The organism is Ruegeria arenilitoris, assembly GCF_013031355.1.
GTDB lineage: Bacteria > Pseudomonadota > Alphaproteobacteria > Rhodobacterales > Rhodobacteraceae > Ruegeria > Ruegeria arenilitoris_C.
The window spans coordinates 44,154-60,120 of the sequence record NZ_WPZO01000016.1; the positions used below are offsets into that span (position 1 = coordinate 44,154).

At 60.7% G+C, this 15,967-nt stretch carries 18 protein-coding genes, 1 other RNA gene and 1 riboswitch; of the genes, 11 read left to right on the plus strand and 8 right to left on the minus strand.

Annotated features, from left to right (window positions below):
- Window positions 1-3 precede the first annotated feature (3 nt).
- From GOX63_RS22645 to nudC, 3 genes are read right to left on the minus strand one after another with little or no spacing between them, the layout of a single operon-like run.
- Window positions 4-468 carry a GNAT family N-acetyltransferase gene (locus GOX63_RS22645; protein WP_217356277.1) on the minus strand — a complete coding sequence of 155 codons (465 nt, stop codon included), beginning with the start codon at window positions 466-468 and terminating at the stop codon, window positions 4-6.
- A gap of 32 nt (window positions 469-500) precedes the next feature.
- Window positions 501-968 (minus strand): SRPBCC family protein, encoded by a 468-nt coding sequence (locus GOX63_RS22650; protein WP_170328842.1) that lies wholly within the window; start codon window positions 966-968, stop codon window positions 501-503.
- A gap of 40 nt (window positions 969-1,008) precedes the next feature.
- Window positions 1,009-1,989, minus strand: coding sequence for an NAD(+) diphosphatase (nudC, locus tag GOX63_RS22655; RefSeq protein WP_170547285.1), 981 nt, complete (start codon window positions 1,987-1,989; stop codon window positions 1,009-1,011).
- A 175-nt stretch (window positions 1,990-2,164) separates the two neighbouring features.
- Here nudC and GOX63_RS22660 point away from each other — a divergent pair, with 175 nt between their 5' ends.
- Both GOX63_RS22660 and ffs read left to right on the plus strand, forming a co-directional pair.
- A complete protein-coding gene (locus tag GOX63_RS22660; RefSeq protein ID WP_302478385.1) occupies window positions 2,165-4,045 on the plus strand; it encodes a bifunctional 2',3'-cyclic-nucleotide 2'-phosphodiesterase/3'-nucleotidase in 1,881 nt (626 codons plus the stop codon).
- A gap of 39 nt (window positions 4,046-4,084) precedes the next feature.
- Window positions 4,085-4,183, plus strand: an RNA gene (gene ffs / locus GOX63_RS22665) — signal recognition particle sRNA small type.
- Between the two features lie 29 nt (window positions 4,184-4,212).
- On the opposite strand, the gene GOX63_RS22670 is transcribed toward ffs, so the two are convergent.
- Window positions 4,213-5,070, minus strand: coding sequence for an alpha/beta hydrolase family protein (locus GOX63_RS22670; protein ID WP_170328846.1), 858 nt, complete (start codon window positions 5,068-5,070; stop codon window positions 4,213-4,215).
- Between the two features lie 142 nt (window positions 5,071-5,212).
- Window positions 5,213-5,433, plus strand: a riboswitch (cobalamin riboswitch).
- An 82-nt stretch (window positions 5,434-5,515) separates the two neighbouring features.
- Here GOX63_RS22670 and GOX63_RS22675 point away from each other — a divergent pair.
- Window positions 5,516-5,923, plus strand: a complete 408-nt coding sequence (locus GOX63_RS22675) for a hypothetical protein (protein WP_170328847.1) — start codon at window positions 5,516-5,518, stop codon at window positions 5,921-5,923.
- A 1-nt stretch (window position 5,924) separates the two neighbouring features.
- Here the strand turns inward: GOX63_RS22675 and GOX63_RS22680 are convergent, their stop codons facing one another.
- Window positions 5,925-6,428 carry a protein-tyrosine phosphatase family protein gene (locus tag GOX63_RS22680; protein WP_170328849.1) on the minus strand — a complete coding sequence of 168 codons (504 nt, stop codon included), beginning with the start codon at window positions 6,426-6,428 and terminating at the stop codon, window positions 5,925-5,927.
- Window positions 6,429-6,559: 131 nt separating this feature from the next.
- Between GOX63_RS22680 and GOX63_RS22685 the strand changes: the two genes are divergently transcribed.
- The 5 genes from GOX63_RS22685 to GOX63_RS22705 all read left to right on the plus strand — a co-directional run bounded on the left by GOX63_RS22685 (window position 6,560) and on the right by GOX63_RS22705 (window position 10,850).
- Window positions 6,560-8,311, plus strand: a complete 1,752-nt coding sequence (locus tag GOX63_RS22685; protein ID WP_170328886.1) for a DNA polymerase III subunit gamma/tau — start codon at window positions 6,560-6,562, stop codon at window positions 8,309-8,311.
- Between the two features lie 147 nt (window positions 8,312-8,458).
- Window positions 8,459-8,803, plus strand: coding sequence for a YbaB/EbfC family nucleoid-associated protein (locus GOX63_RS22690; RefSeq protein WP_170328851.1), 345 nt, complete (start codon window positions 8,459-8,461; stop codon window positions 8,801-8,803).
- A 64-nt stretch (window positions 8,804-8,867) separates the two neighbouring features.
- Entirely contained in the window at window positions 8,868-9,461 is a 594-nt protein-coding gene (gene recR, locus GOX63_RS22695) for a recombination mediator RecR (protein ID WP_170328853.1), read from the plus strand.
- Between the two features lie 71 nt (window positions 9,462-9,532).
- Window positions 9,533-10,264: a hypothetical protein gene (locus tag GOX63_RS22700; RefSeq protein WP_170328855.1), complete on the plus strand. Its 732-nt coding sequence runs from the start codon at window positions 9,533-9,535 to the stop codon at window positions 10,262-10,264.
- Window positions 10,265-10,361: 97 nt separating this feature from the next.
- The gene (locus GOX63_RS22705) at window positions 10,362-10,850 is read left to right on the plus strand and encodes a hypothetical protein (RefSeq protein ID WP_170328857.1); all 489 of its coding nucleotides are present in this window, start codon (window positions 10,362-10,364) and stop codon (window positions 10,848-10,850) included.
- Here the strand turns inward: GOX63_RS22705 and GOX63_RS22710 are convergent.
- The gene (locus GOX63_RS22710; protein WP_170328859.1) at window positions 10,847-11,488 is read right to left on the minus strand and encodes a ribonuclease T2 family protein; all 642 of its coding nucleotides are present in this window, start codon (window positions 11,486-11,488) and stop codon (window positions 10,847-10,849) included. The two genes, GOX63_RS22705 and GOX63_RS22710, sit on opposite strands and share 4 nt — an antisense overlap.
- A gap of 130 nt (window positions 11,489-11,618) precedes the next feature.
- Between GOX63_RS22710 and GOX63_RS22715 the strand changes: the two genes are divergently transcribed.
- Window positions 11,619-12,380 carry a DUF1013 domain-containing protein gene (locus GOX63_RS22715; RefSeq protein ID WP_170328860.1) on the plus strand — a complete coding sequence of 254 codons (762 nt, stop codon included), beginning with the start codon at window positions 11,619-11,621 and terminating at the stop codon, window positions 12,378-12,380.
- A 51-nt stretch (window positions 12,381-12,431) separates the two neighbouring features.
- Window positions 12,432-12,824 (plus strand): hypothetical protein, encoded by a 393-nt coding sequence (locus tag GOX63_RS22720; RefSeq protein WP_170547291.1) that lies wholly within the window; start codon window positions 12,432-12,434, stop codon window positions 12,822-12,824.
- 38 nt (window positions 12,825-12,862) lie between these two features.
- Here GOX63_RS22720 and GOX63_RS22725 read toward each other — a convergent pair whose 3' ends face one another.
- Together GOX63_RS22725 and GOX63_RS22730 are read right to left on the minus strand one after the other, a co-directional pair.
- Window positions 12,863-13,894, minus strand: a complete 1,032-nt coding sequence (locus GOX63_RS22725) for a permease (protein WP_170328864.1) — start codon at window positions 13,892-13,894, stop codon at window positions 12,863-12,865.
- The gene (locus GOX63_RS22730; protein ID WP_170328866.1) at window positions 13,887-14,195 is read right to left on the minus strand and encodes an ArsR/SmtB family transcription factor; all 309 of its coding nucleotides are present in this window, start codon (window positions 14,193-14,195) and stop codon (window positions 13,887-13,889) included. Before GOX63_RS22730 ends, GOX63_RS22725 begins: the two co-directional genes overlap by 8 nt.
- A 135-nt stretch (window positions 14,196-14,330) precedes the next feature.
- Here GOX63_RS22730 and GOX63_RS22735 point away from each other — a divergent pair, with 135 nt between their 5' ends.
- On the plus strand, window positions 14,331-15,791 hold the full coding sequence (locus GOX63_RS22735; protein WP_170328880.1) for a PLP-dependent aminotransferase family protein: 1,461 nt from the start codon (window positions 14,331-14,333) through the stop codon (window positions 15,789-15,791).
- Window positions 15,792-15,967: the final 176 nt, after the last annotated feature.

The window sequence follows — 15,967 nt, forward strand, 5'->3', positions numbered from 1 at the left end:
TCGTTACAAGGTGTATTTCTTGGAAACACTGCCCGCAGACTGCCGGTAGTCGACAAATCCCATCGCCTGATAATAGCCTAGGCCCTCAGCGTTCTCGGCCCCGATGGTCGCATCAATATACTTGATTCCAGCCGCCCGTGCCGCCGACAGCGATTCCTGAAACATGGCGCGCCCGATCCCCAAACGCGCTGCTGTGGGGCGAATATGCGTTCCTATGATGCCCCAACCTTCGGGCACGTCGTAGGCATTTCCCTTAATCGCCCTTTTCAGCGACTGAAGCCCAAGCAGGCGTCCATCCAGCACGGCCACGGTGCACTGAATTCCACATGGATCGGCAATGTAGTTCGTCCTGACAAAGTCAGCATTGCTTGGCCGAGATCGTTTTCCGGCGGCTGTCAGCTCTTGCAGCACCTCCGACAGGCCCTCGGCATCGTCCAAAACGGCCTTTCGAAAAACCAGATTATCCATCCCGAACCACCGCCCTTTGTTCCTTGCCCTTTTCAGCCGCCGTGCAAGTGGCGCTCTTCCATCTCTCGAGCGAATTCGCTGAGTCGAAACTGAAACTGCCGCCGGAACCGCGCCTGACCCAGCCGCAGCGATTGCAGCAACAGCCGCGCGGGTAAGGATCTGGCGGCAAGCGACATGTCGACGCTTAGCCGGGTGCGGCGCTGCGACAGGGCCAGGAATTCAATGATCGTCACCCCGTTCATGCCCTTGCTGACCGCATCGAACCGCAAAAGGGATGGCGGGTCGCATTCGGCCATTTCAATCGCGACTTGCCGGGGCTTGCCGCGCAGCTTGAACTCGGTTTCCCATTGAGTACCAGGCACCACGCCCATATGGCCCGACAGACGCCGCACTTCGATCCCGCGGCGCATTGCCATACGTTCGAAGCGCTCAAAATCAGCAACCATTTCGAACACCGCATTGATCGGGGCTTCGATATCTTCGCGCGCTGTAAATTGCATGACGGTTTCGTGGTTCTCTTGGCTGTAGACTCTGTATCCGTCAGTCCAGCGTATCCGCAAGCCAGTTTTGCAGCAGGAAATGCGCAATGGCCCCCTTGCGGGCCGGCAGCAGCTGCGGATGCTCGCCGGCAAAGGCCTGCATCATCTCGGGCTTGCTGACCCACATCGCCTCCTCGATTTCCACCGGATCGATAGTGATCTCGCGCGACAGCGCCTCACCCGCGCAGCCAAACATCAATGAGGCCGGAAACGGCCAGGGCTGGCTGGACAGATAGCTGACGGCACCGACAGGCACGCCCGCCTCTTCCATCACCTCGCGCCGGACCGCGGCCTCGAGCGTTTCGCCGGGTTCCACAAAACCGGCCAGCAACGAATACATCCCCTCGGGCCAGCCCGGAGACCGCCCCATCAGCACCGAATCCCCGTGCGTGATCAACATGATGACCACCGGGTCGGTGCGCGGAAAATGTTGCCCGCCGCAGGACGCACAACTGCGCTGCCATCCGGCTTGTGATATTTCGCTGGCAGCACCGCAGCGGGCGCAGAACCTATGAGTTTCATGCCATCCGATCACCGCCTTGGCCGCTGCGGCCAGCTCCGCATCGCGGGCCGACAGGCGGGTCATGATCCGGCGCAGCTCGGCAAAGACATGGCCGCAGGGCAGGTCCGGATGCTGCTGTTCGGTCCGGTCGACAAACGCCCCCAACTGGGACATGTCCAGCCCCTCGGGGGACCAGTTTGAGATATCGAGGGCAAAAACAGGCGACCCGTCCGAGAGACCCAGAAACACGGGTTCCTCCACCCTGCCGCCCGGTCCGTTCTGCACCAATTCGTGCGTCATGGGGATCAAATCCAGCCGATCCAGCGCCTCGCCCCGAACCAGTGGCTTGCCCCGCCACAGCAGCAGGCAGGACGCCTGCGGATGGGCTCGCATTTGCGCAAGCTGGTCCGCATTCCCCCGGATATGCGCCGCGCGATCCAGGCCCGAGCCCCCAAACGTCACAAGTTCCGCATGTTTCATGAGTGTTCCTTTGGATCTTCGCCACAGGGCTGCCACGGCAGCAGCAGCGTTGCAATGGCAATTCCAAACACCCGGAAACCTGAGACCGTCAAATGATCGCAGGCGCGCCTTGTAAATTGCATGTACTATACTTTTTAGGGAATATGGCTGACGACCAACTGCCAGAAGTAGAAACTTGACACGTTCCGCTCATCCGCCCTGTTCCGAAACAAAAATACGGATTTTGGCAACCTCCGATCTGCATATGAATCTGAGCGGCTTCGACTATTACTCGGACGCCCCCGAGACCTCAATCGGACTTACGCGGACCGCCAGCCTGATCCGGGCCGCGCGGGCCGAGGCGGTGACGGCTGGCGCGCTGGTTCTGCTATTCGACAACGGAGATTCGCTGCAGGGAACTCCAATCGGGGACTGGGCTGCGGAACCGGCCAATACACCGCATGTCCTTATGCAGGCATTCGGTAATCTGGGCTATGACGCCATTGGGCTAGGCAACCATGATTTCGGTTTTGGCCTCGGAGTTCTGGACCGTATTCTGAAAGATGCCCCCTGTCCGGTGGTGTGCAGCAACGCGCACCGGCAGGACTCAGATCCCTTGTGGCAAAGTGATGCGATCCTGACGCGCGTGGTCCTGTGCCAGGGCCAGCAGGTTGCGCTGAAGATCGGTGTGTTTTCGGTTCTCCCCCCGCAGACCGCAAAGTGGGAGGCGCACCGGCTACAGGGTCGGGTCGTCATGGACGATATTCTGACCTGCGCCCGCGACAAGGTGCGGGACTTGCAGGCGAAGGGCTGTGATCTGATCATTGCGCTGGCGCATACGGGATTGGGATCACCCATTGCGCAATCCGATATGGAGAACGCTGTTATCCCGCTGGCTGCCATTGACGGCATTGATGCCGTTGTCGCCGGGCATTCCCACCTGACACTCCCCGGCCCAGCGCATGAGGGGCTGGACCATGTCGATGCTGCCCGGGGCCGGGTGCACGGGAAGCCAGTGGTCATGCCAGGCCCCGCAGGATCGAATCTGGGGCTGATTGACCTGACACTGCGCAGGGCGGATGGCGGGACGTGGGCAATTCAGGACCACAGCACCGAATTGCGCTCAGTTTGCCCGGTCGGCGCTGACGGCGTGGGTCATCCGGTTGCAGAAGACCCGGATTTGCTGCGCCTTTTCGACGAGGGACATAAGGAAACACGCCGTCACACGGCGCAGCCGGTGGGCCGGACCGACCGGTATTTGCACAGCTATTTCAGCTTTTGCGCCCCGGACAGGGGGCTTGCATTAGCCGCAGCGGCGCAGGCGGCAGCCCTGCGTCCGCATCTGCAGGGGACACCCTTTGCGAAGCTGCCTGTTCTGTCCGCAGTGGCCCCTTCTAAATTCGGCGGGCGCGCCGGACCTCGGTTTTATACCGATGTACCGCCGGGGCAGGTTTTCCTGCGCCACATTAACGACCTGTATGTCTTTCCCAACGAATTGCAGGCCGTTGTCGTCAATGGCGCGCAGATTGGCGACTGGCTGGAAATGTCGGCATGTGTGTTCAATCAGATCGAACCCGGCTGTAAATCCGATCTGGTCGATCCCAGCCGGGCCGGGCACAATTTCGACGTTCTGCTGGGGTTGAGCTATAAAATCGACCTCTCGCACCCGCCGCGCTTTGCTGCCTCCGGTCATCTGATCGACCCGGCGCATCGCCGTATTCACGACATCCGATTCGAGGGGCGCCCTGTAGCCCCTGACCAGCGCTTTGTCGTCGCGCTGAACAATTACCGCGCCAACGGAGGCGGCCATTTCCCCTTTGTAGAACAAGCCGAGCCGATCCCGATGCCCGCGCGACCGGTCCAACACATCCTGCAGGATTACTTCTCGGGTGCCCTGCCGCGTGATCCGCTGGAACACGCGCCCCGAGCCTTTCGGTTTGTGCCAATACCCCGTGCGACGACCTTACTCAGGACCGGTCCGAAGGCCCGCGATCACATTGCCGAGCTTGAGGAATACGCCCCCGAGCTGGTTGGAGAAGACGATGAGGGTTTTTTGCTGATCCGTTTGACGCTCTAACGGGTTGTCTTTTCCGCGCCTGTTGCCTATATCGACCGATGAGAGGTTGGCGCGGGCGAGCGCCTCGCCAACCTGGTCAGGTCCGGAAGGAAGCAGCCACAACGAGCCCCGCTTGGGTCGATGTCCAACCTCTCACTTTAGCTCCCGCCGAAAACCAAAAAGAAAATTCAAGCGATTAGTCGCGGCCAAACGGCAGCATTGCGGCGCGCGAAGGCACCGATATGGCCAACGCCGGGCAGGCCGAATTCACCGGGTGACAACAGATGTCGCCGCGCGTGCGGCCCATACAAATCAGCCAGCCGCCAGACTGCCGCTGGTGGCACAAGATCGTCATCCTCGAAGGTGAACAGATCCACAGGCGTCTCCGATTGCGCCCAGAGCGCTTCGGGCAGGGTGACCCCGATCTCGGGCAGGTAGTTGCGCGGCGCGGTACACCACCGTCGCCACTGCCAATAGACCGACGCAGGCAGATCTGCCCCGAACCCCAGCGCCTTGCCCGGAAGATACCCCAAGGCTTTCACCGCCAAGGGCGCATGACCGTACCAGAACAGCAAAGCCAGTGCCCGATAGGGCCAGGGGTGATCCGATACCGTTACGGGCCCGGAACAGACGCAGATCATGCGGTCGATCTGATCGATGTCAGGTTGTATCGGCCCCAGCATCCCGCCGACGGAATGACCGATGCTCCACTGCTGCGCATCCGGGAACCTACGCCGCATCTCGGCCCGGGCCGCAGGCATGTCGATCAGGGCCCAATCGGCCATCTTGACCCGCGATGCCTTCAACGACCCGTTCAGTGAGTGGCCGAAATCGCTGTAGTCATAGGTCAGACAGGCCATCCCCTGTACCTCAGCCAGCCACCGGGCAAAATGCTGATAGTAATCCCGCGGCACGCCGGTTGCGCCATGAATGACCACGGCCACTCTGGGAGCCACCGTCGGCAGATACAGGCGTGCGGACAGGGTTCCAGCGCCTGACGGAAACCGGAAATCCTCGGTCGATACAGTCTGTGCAGCGTCCAGCATGGGGCGGCCTCCGGGCTTTTGAACCGATCGGTTCACTTCCACCAGTCCGCCGTGATTCCCGCCACAAGTCAACAGCGCCCGAACATGACCACACGTCCACTTGGCCGCGCAAATTGCCCGCTTGACTCGGGCCACCCGCACCCGCTAGCGATGCGGTGATGGTTCTCGTCCCCGGTCCCGGGGCGGGATGAAAAGGGAACACGGTGCGGTTCTGCCCGGTGATGCCGGAACGAACCAAGGCCGCGACTGCCCCCGCAACTGTAAGCGGTGAGCAATGCCGAAACACCACTGGCCGAAAGGCTGGGAAGGTCGGCAAAGCGACGACCCGCAAGTCAGGAGACCTGCCATCGAACCAAAACCGAAACTCGGGCGGGGTGTCCGGGCAGGTCGTCAGCACGCTGTCACACCTGACCTACGCCCCCGTCCTGCGCGCGGAGGGCGCACCATGATCTGGAAGACGAAGACACATCAATTCACCGCAACCGTATGCCAGAAAACCGGCAAGACTTGTCCCGCTCTGGCACAGATGGCCCGCGCCGTCGTGCAGGCGATGGAGGCCGCCGTACCTGCGACCACGCCGGATTTCGAATTTGAAGGCAGCAGCGAACTGACCCATTGCGCACAGGGCTGCCTTGCACGGTTTCGCGCACAGGCAGATCAGATTCGCGTGTTTTGCGGGACCGACGCCGACACCGCGATCGAAACTCTGGACGACTATGCGGATATGATGTTCGGCCTAGAATTCACGACACGCCCGGCCAAGCTATTGCCGACACCGCCCTGCGCGATGCTTGAGGCCTCTGTCATCGCGCAAAGCCCGATCGTGCAGCCGGAACGGCACGCAGCGCTCTGAACTAGTGGTAAGGCCCGGTGCCGGGCGTCTGTGCGGCCCAGTCTAATTGGCCGTCGGTTTCGACGGCGCAGGGCCGCACGGCGCGCAGACGTTTCAGCGCTGCCTCGGGTCGTTCGCCGTGTTCGACCATAAGGCGCAGGGCAATCATCCCGGACCGCCCGCAACCGCCCCGGCAATGTACCAACACCCGCCCTCCGCGGGCCAGAACCTGTGCCGCCGCCGCGCTGACCTCGGGCCATGCGGCCTGAACCTCTCGCGGCGGCGCACCAAAATCCATGACCGGCAGATGCGCCCAGCCGATTGCCGCGGCGCGCAGATCGTCGCCGAATCCGGCGGCACCCACCTGCAGCATCTCACCTTCAGTAGTCATGGAAATCACCAGATCGGGCTGCCAGTCTCGAACGACGCCAAGATCCTGCAGGTAATTGCCCGCACGCCCCGGCAGCGGCGAGAGGGCAACCGTACCGTTCCCCACCTGCACGGGATGAATTGCAAACAGTCTCAAGCGACAGCCCTCCTACCTACGCGTCTATGGTACATAAACTGCGACGCAAACGGAAATTCGCCAAGCGGGATGTGGACGCGGGCGGCGGGGGTCTCTACGCTGCATCGGAACCCGAATCCGACAGAGCAGACATGAACGACACGCCCAGCCCCGCCTATCAGGTTCTTGCCCGCAAATACCGCCCGGAAACCTTTGCTGACCTCGTTGGCCAGGGCGCCATGGTGCGCACGCTGAAAAACGCGTTCGAGGCCGACCGGATCGCGCAGGCCTTCATCATGACCGGCATTCGCGGCACCGGCAAAACCACTACGGCGCGGATCATCGCCAAAGGCATGAACTGCATCGGTCCAGATGGCGAGGGCAAGCCGACCACGGAACCCTGCGGCCAGTGCGAGCATTGCGTGGCCATCATGGAGGGCCGCCATGTCGACGTGATGGAGATGGACGCGGCCAGCCGCACCGGCGTAAACGATATTCGCGAGATCATCGACAGCGTCCGATATCGCGCTGCCTCTGCCCGCTACAAGATCTACATCATCGACGAGGTCCACATGCTGTCGACCAGTGCGTTCAACGCGCTGCTCAAGACGCTTGAGGAACCGCCCGAACATGTGAAGTTCATCTTCGCCACAACCGAGATTCGCAAAGTCCCGGTAACGGTGTTGTCCCGCTGTCAGCGGTTCGACCTGCGCCGGATTGAACCCGAGGACATGATCAGCCTGCTCAGCAAGATCGCAGCAGCCGAAAATGCCCAGATCGCGGATGACGCGCTGGCGCTGATCACCCGCGCGGCCGAAGGTTCAGCGCGGGATGCGACTTCGCTTTTGGATCAGGCAATCTCGCACGGGGCCGGGGAAACCAGCGCCGACCAAGTGCGCGCAATGCTGGGCCTGGCCGATCGCGGGCGGGTGCTGGACCTGATGGACATGATCCTGCGCGGCGACGCGGCGGGCGCCCTGACCGAACTGAGCGCACAGTATGCCGAGGGCGCCGACCCGCTGGCCGTTCTGCGCGATCTGGCTGAAATCACTCACTGGGTGTCGGTTGTTAAAATCACCCCGGACGCGGCCGAGGACCCGACCGTGTCGCCGGATGAACGTGCCCGTGGTGTGCAAATGGCCGAAGCCCTGCCAATGCGGGTGCTGACCCGGATGTGGCAGATGCTTCTGAAAGCGCTGGAAGAGGTCTCGGCCGCACCAAACGCCATGATGGCCGCCGAAATGGCGGTAATCCGTCTGACACATGTGGCCGACCTGCCCAGCCCGGAGGAACTGATCAAACGGCTGCAAGATACACCGCCGCCCCCACCGAATGGTGGCCCCGGCGGCGGCATGGCCATACCGTCCCATGCGCCTGCTCAGCCTGCTCCTACTACGTATGCCTCAACCGCGCGCGGGCCAGCTGGCGCACCCACCGCCGCGCTGGCGCAGGACACTCAGTCAGCCCTAGCGCGCTATCCCAGCTTTGACCATGTCGTCGAACTGATCCGGACGAACCGCGACGTGAAATTACTGGTCGAGGTCGAAAACGGCGTCCGCCTCGTGTCCTACCAACCCGGCCGGATCGAGTTCACACCTACAGACAACGCCCCGACCGATCTGGCCGCCCGGATCGGCTCGGCATTACAGCGTTGGACCGGAAACCGCTGGGCGGTGTCAATCGTAGCCGACGGGGATGCTGCAACCATCGCCGAGGTTCGCGACGCAGCCGATCTGGCATTGAAAGCACAGGCCGAGCAACACCCTCTGGTTCAGGCCGTCCTGATGCAGTTTCCCAAAGCGCGTATCAAACGGATCGAAACACCGGAAGAACGCGCCGCCAAGGTCGAAACCGAGGCCCTGCCCGAGGTCGAAGACGAATGGGACCCCTTCGAGGAAGACTAGCGTAATCCCTCTCCGGAATTCTCCCGGGCCCAACGGTAGGAAAGGTCTTGCCAAAGACCTTGACGACGGGCGGGAGCACCCTCGCCCCTTGTGCCGCGCCGAAGGCATCCGTATTTAGGCGGCAAACCGACACACAGGAGAAAAACAATGCTCAAAGGACTCGGCGGTCTGGGCGATATGGCCAAGATGATGAAATCCGCGCAGGATTTGCAAACCAAGATGACAGAAATGCAGGAAGAGCTGAACAACCTGATGGTTGTGGGCGAATCCGGTGCTGGTCTGGTCAAGGCGACCGCCACTGCCAAAGGTGAGCTCAAAGGTCTGGACATCGACCCGTCAATCTTCAACGGCGACGACAAGGAAGTGGTCGAGGACCTGATCCTCGCCGCCATCAAGGACGCACAGACCAAAGCGGCCGAACGCTCACAGGCCGAGATGGCAAAACTGACCGAAAGCATGGGTCTGCCCGCAGACATCAAACTGCCGTTCTGATACACACTCCTGACGGAATACCGGCCGGGCACCCCTGCCCGGCCCTTTTGCAGGAGCATCCGCAGTGAGTTCGAACAGCGATATCGACAACCTGATTGACCTGATGGCCAAGCTGCCGGGCCTTGGCCCCCGCTCGGCCCGCCGCGCGGTACTGCACCTGATCCGCAAACGCGCCTTGCTGCTGACGCCGCTTTCGGACGCCATGCAGCAGGTTGCCGTCACCGCCCGCGAATGCCTGAACTGCGGCAATGTCGGCACCACCGATATCTGCGACATCTGCGATTCCGAAGCCCGCGCGACCGGAGAGTTGTGCGTGGTCGAAGACGTCGCCGACCTCTGGGCGATGGAGCGCGCCGGGGTCTTCAAAGGCCGCTATCACGTTCTGGGCGGCACACTGTCAGCGCTGGACGGTGTCGGCCCGGACGAACTGCGCATTCCCCGTCTGAAAGACCGAGTGATGGCCGAGGGGATCACCGAAGTCATCCTTGCCCTGAACGCCACCGTCGATGGCCAGACCACCGCCCATTACATCGCCGATCAACTGGAGGGGCAAGTCCGCCTGACCTCACTGGCGCAGGGCGTGCCGATTGGTGGTGAGCTTGATTATCTGGATGACGGGACGATTACGGCAGCGCTGAGGGCGCGGAAGGAGTTGTAAGCCTTTACTCATTTATTTTATTCAACTAGCACCGTCCCGATTTAAGACTACCGAGAACTAAGGCACTACCCTTGTACAAACTAGCATTCCACGTCTTTCGTATGTACTGGCTGCCAGTATTGTTTGCGTCAGTGATCTTGTTTTTGTTGGATATTTGGGGGCAAGGAAGTATCGGTCGATCTCTTGTGCCAACACTAATGGTTTATGGCTACTTAGCGTTCGCATTTCATTACACACTGCTCACCGGAGCCACTACTTCGGTGTTTAAAACATCTGGCCAAACTCCTTCTCCGAATTGGAGCTTCTGGGTCGCATTTATTCTTCCGATTTTTATCTTGCTATTGGCGATGGGAATCGCCTTTTTCATCGTCAAAGCCAAACTGCCAGCTGAGATGCTTCCTGGAGACGCGGCACTGGGGTTTGCCATGCTCGTTTCACTACCGTTGTTTGGCCTGCTACTCGCCGCGATCGGAACAATGATACCAGCTGCAGCGATTCAGGCTTCAACGGGTGTTCGCGCTGCATTGAAGCGAGCACGGAGAAGCTTCTGGTTTATTCTTTGGAGGCTTATAACTGGCCCCACGGTTTTTACTTTGGTTTTTGTGGGCGTTACTCTTACGCTGGCACAACAGGGCCTTGACCCAGCTATTCCAGAAACATTCGCAGGTATCACAGTTTCAAATGCCACGTACCATACGGTGGCTGGGTTTCTAGGAATCTTCAACACCGCCCTTACCGCCTCCATCTTTTCAATGGCGTACACGTGGGTCGAAGAAGGTAGAAAACTGCAGCTATCAGGTTGAACCGAAGCTACAGTCTACGAAAACCATTTTGAAACCGTCTCTGGAAGCTAGGTAATAGCTATCCAGACTAACAAGCTGCTATACTAGGAAACGCCACATGCGCCACTTTCTCGCCCTCACCTTCGCCGCCTTTACCGCAACCGCCGCTTGGTCGCAGGAACTGATCGATAAGGGCTTTATTGAGGGCTGGAACATCATGATGGACCCCGCGCTTGGCAACGGGTGTCTGATCCAAACGATTTATCAAGACCTCTCGGTGGTGCGTATCGGCTATGACGCGTTGGACAATCGCGGGTATTTCGCCGTCTTCAACAAGGCATGGGGCGACATCAAACAGGGCGAGAGCTATCCGATCCGGTTCGAGTTGGATGGCAAAAGCTTTGATGCCACCGCCATCGGCTTCAATCAAGGCCGCGTTCCGGGGGCGACGGTCTTCTTCACTGACCGGAACTTTGTCAACGCCATCGCTCAGAACAAGACGATGACCGTTTACAACACGGCGGGCGAAGTGGTGATGGCAATCGATCTCAATGGCACCGCCAAAGCGTTGGAATACGCCCGCGAATGCCAGAACCGAGAGCTTTAACGAATCGGATCGAACAGCGCATCCTTGGCCGTACAGTCGCGGATCACGTCGCGGCCACAGGGCACCGGTTCAAGATCGCGGGACAGGCACAGGCGGACCTCTTCGATATAGCCTTGTTTGCAGGTGATGGTGATCATGTCCCGCTCCAGCGCCGGATTGGCTTTCAGAAAGGCCTCTTCCACCACCGAGGCGGGCAGTTTGACCGACGCGTCCAGCTTGCGGAATACAGGCGGCCGCTGAACGCCCTCATAGGCCTGCCGAGACAGCGCAAAATAGTCGGGCGCGCTGAGGCCGGAACAGGTGCCGTGTTTCTTCCACTGGTGCCATGCAAGGCCCGGCGATCCCTGAATATCAGCCATGTCACGGGTCATGGCGCGCGACGGTGGTGCCTCGGGCGTGCGGCAATAGGCAGGCCAGCCCTGATGGTATTGCGGCCAGAGCCCGTGCAGAACCCAACCGTGGTCATGCCGCGCATCGCATTGGTCCGACCCGCGCGCATCGCCTTCACGGGCGCACCAGTTCGGTGACCAGCTGAGCGACAGGACGTAATAGTCGAACTCCCCCGCCTTTTCGCCATCGGCCAGTGCCGCCATCGCGCTGAACACCCACAAAACCAGCCCTAAAACCCGCCGCAGCATTCGCCTCTTCCCTTCTTGCCTTGCCGCGACTATATAGGCCCCAAGTTCCCCGACAACGGAAACCTGCCCCAAGACCAAGGGGCCGCCGAATTCCGGCGACGGGACAGATGTATTTATAGGAGACGGGCTGATGGCAAAACCGCTTATGGCCAAGGCAACAGCCGTATGGCTGGTGGACAACACCACGATCAGCTTCAAGCAGATCGCGGATTTCGTAGGTATGCACGAGCTTGAGGTGCAAGGCATCGCCGATGGCGACGTGGCAGCTGGCGTCAAAGGGTTCGATCCCATCGCCAACAACCAGCTGACTCAGGAAGAGATCGACTCGGCGCAAAACAACCCGCTGCACAAGCTGAAGCTCAAGTTCAACGCCGCCGCCGCTGGCGAGGAAAAGCGCCGTGGCCCGCGTTACACGCCGCTGTCCAAGCGTCAGGACCGTCCGAACTCGATCCTGTGGCTGGTCAAGTTCCACCCTGAACTCAGCGACGGTCAGATCGCAAAACTGGTGGGCACCACCAAGCCGACCATCCAGTCGATCCGCGAGCGCACCCACTGGAACATCGCCAACATGCAGCCGATCGACCCGGTTGCGCTGGGCCTGTGCAAACAGTCCGAACTGGACGCCATCGTTCAGAAGGCTGCAGCCAAGAAAGCCGCCGAAGGTGGCGTCATGAGCGATGACGAACGCCGCAAGCTGGTTTCCACCGAGCAATCGCTGGAAATGGACGCCGCGCCGAAGATCCCGACCGCCATCGAAGGGCTTGAGACCTTCTCGCTGTCCGACGAACCGGAAGCCGAGAAAGACGACGAGCCGATCATCGACGCCGACAGCTTCTTCAACCTGCCCAAAGGCGGGGCCGAGGATGAAGACGAAGACGATCTGCGCCCGTAACGCACAGACAGCCCCGGTTCGATCAGACCGGGGCTTTTTTGCAGGCAAACCATGCTGACCATTCTGTCCAATCTCTTCGGCCCGCACCGCGCGGTGTCGATCTATGCTTTCCTGAAAACCTGGGGCCTGCTTGTGGTGGGTATCGTCGGCATCATCACGGTCGCCACTGCGCTGCTGGTGTTCAATGACGATGGCACGCACGAACATGACTCGTATCTGACCGTTTCGGTTCTGTCGGCGACTCCCGTGAATGGGGATCTGAAATACGGCGTCGTTGCCTCGGTCCGGCTACCCGATGGCTCGGCCACCTCCATCAACGAACCCAAAGAGCATATTGCCCGTACCGTCGGCACAACAGCCTGCGTGGAAAAACGTGTCTACGTGGAAAGTGGCGAACCCAGATACAGGTTCAAACTGCCGAGCCTGTGCGAGGTCAACCAATAAGCAAAACCGCCCGGTGGCAACACCGGGCGGTTTTTCCTTCAGATCATCTGAAAGATGATCCCTGCAATGATTGCACCTGTGATCCCCAGCCCCAGATAGGTGGCAAATACACGTGGCTTGACCAGCGACCAGACCGCCGCCATCGCCGGGATCGAACTCACCGCACCCGCGACCATGAACGACATGGCCGCCCCCGCGCTCATCCCCTGTTCCGTCAGCCCGGCCAGCAGTGGCGGCGCGACGTACGAGTTCAGATAGGCTGGCATCCCGACCAGCGCGGCAATCACGATGGGCACGACACCTTCACCGCCAACCACTCGGGCGATCAGCTCTGCAGGTACATAGCTGACCAGCAGCGCCTCGAGCACATAGGCCAGTGCCAGCCATTTCAGCAGGAACAGCCCGTTGTGAACAAACTCGGACCGGAACCGCTGACGGCGCTCGGGTTCCTGCCAGAACCGCCAGACCGGTTTGTCATCCTGTTTCGGACCACACCCGCAGCACCCGGCCGGTTTGTATTCACGCAGAGGCTGCGCGAATGCCCCCGAACGCATCAGGCCACGCACGACGAACCCTCCGAACAGCCCCAACGCGACGGCTGCGACGGCTTTGCCGATAGCAAACGGCCACCCCAATGCACCTGCCGTAATCAGCAAAGTCGGCGGATCGATCAGCGGCGAACTCAACCAGAAGGCCATTACTGCCGACAGAGGCGCGCCCAGTGCCAGCAAACCGGCGATGAACGGAATGACTTCACAGGAACAGAACGGAGCCAACCCACCGAACACCGCGGCAAGGAAGATCATACGCGTCTCGCGGCCTTCGAAGGCCCGCGCGACCATCACCTCGGCTCCGGTCGCCTTGAGATAAGACAGCAGCAGAACAGCGAACAGGATGTACTGGCCGGTATGGGCCAGCGCCTTGCCGGCAAAAGTTACAACTTCACCCCAGTTGCCGGGGTCCAGAACGGCGACGGCCGCCAGGATCGCCACGACCAACGCCCATGGGGTCTTGATCAGATCAAGGGCGGCCTTGGCTGGGGCCTTGGGGTTTTGTGTCAGATCAGCCATCGTTCGCAGCCTTTCCCACTTCGTCGGCGCAGCATTCAGCAAGGATGAACTGCGCCAGATTTCTCAATTCGTCATAGCAGGCGCGGTTGATCGTGCTGCGCCCGACTTTTTCTTGCTCGACCACGCCGCCGGCGGCCAAAAACCGCAGGTGATGCGCCAGGGTCGATGGCGCGATCCCGGTCCGCTCCTGTATTTCGCCAACCGTCAGACCGGCCTGCCCGGCCCGGACCAAAGTCTTCAGAACCTTCAGCCGGGCCTCGGAGCCCATGGCCGAAAATCCTGCTGCAGCGGTTTCCCACATCTCGCTTACTCCATTAAACTAGATTTCTGGTTATTTAGTTTAATGACGATTTCCAGTCAACCACCCGCATCACGAATTTTCGAGAAATGCTTAAGTCCAGATTGCTCACCCCATAAGTCCAACCTATAAGACCCTATGGCAATATCGGTCGACACATTCTTTCTTGAGCTGAACGGGCAAGGCACGCTGCAGGCACAGATCCAGCAGATGATTGCCGAAGGTATCCTGTCTGGCAGGTTTCATGTTGGGGAAAAGCTGCCCTCGTCCCGCAAACTGGCGGCGCATCTGGGCGTCAGCCGGATCACGGTGACGCTGGCCTATACCGAACTGCTAGCCAATGACTACCTGACCGCCAAAGGTCGGTCGGGGTATTATGTCTCGCAAAACGCGCCGGTGCCGCCGAAATACACGCCCGTCCAGCGCGGCACCGAGATCGTGGATTGGGACGCGGCACTGGCTCGGCGATTTTCGGGGCGTGATGTGTTGTCGAAACCGGCCGACTGGCGCGACTATCGCTATCCGTTCATCTATGGGCAGGCCGACCGAACCCTGTTCGACCACGCCAATTGGCGCCTGTGCGCCGTGCGGGCGTTGGGCCACAAGGATTTCGATTCCCTGACCGCCGACTACGTCGATCAGGACGATCCGTTGCTGGTCGAGTTCATCGCCCGCCACACCCTGCCCCGCCGCGGTATCGCCGCCCGGCCCGAAGAGATTCTGATCACCATGGGCGCGCAGAACGCGCTGTGGCTCGCTTCGCGCATCCTGCTGACCCACAACCGGACGGCGGTGATCGAGGACCCGAGCTATTACGCCCTGCGCAGCCTGTTGGAGGTATGGGATTGCAACGTCACCCCGCTGCCGGTGGATCGCGATGGTTTGCCGCCGGACGCGCTGCCCGACGACACCGACGTCATCTTCACCACACCCAGCCACCAAAGCCCCACGACCTCGACCATGCCGGTGGATCGCCGAACCAAACTGCTGGAGCGCGCGCGGGAACTGGACGCGATGGTGGTCGAGGACGACTATGAATTTGAAATGGCCTTTCTGGGTGCACCCTCCCCGGCGCTGAAGTCGATGGACCGGGATGGGCGGGTGATCTATGTGGGCAGCTTCTCGAAATCGCTGTTTCCTGGATTGCGGCTTGGCTACATGGTCGGGTCCGAGCCGTTCATCCGCGAAGCCCGCGCACTGCGGTCGCTGGTGCTGCGTCATCCGCCGGGTCATATTCAGCGCACGGCGGCCTATTTCCTGTCGCTGGGCCATTACGACGCGCAGATCAGGCGCATGTCCAAGGTTCTGGCACAGCGGCGCGAAGCGCTGGACAACGCGGTGGAGGAACACGGGCTGACCGTGGCCGGGCGCGGCATTCTGGGCGGGTCTTCTTTGTGGATGTCCGCGCCGGAACATGTCGACACAACCCGACTGGCCCGCGCGTTGCAGGACCAGAGCGTCCACATCGAGCCCGGCGCGCCGTTCTTTTCGGGGCCGGATCGGCCGCAGAATTTTTATCGCCTCGGCTATTCCTCGATTCGGCAGGACCGCATCGCGCCGGGTGTGAAACTGATCGCTGATGCCATTCGCGCCGTCTGACGCGACTCTGGACCTATTCCGCCGCATATTCTGGCCCTAACGCCGCCCGGTCCCTTGCGCCTAAACCGTATTCAAAGGCTGGGCTGAGCCCGGTTCCACCCACCTATGCGCGGAGAACACTCAGATGAAAATGACCACGGAAGAGGCCTTTGTTAAGGTTCTGCAGCTTCACGGTA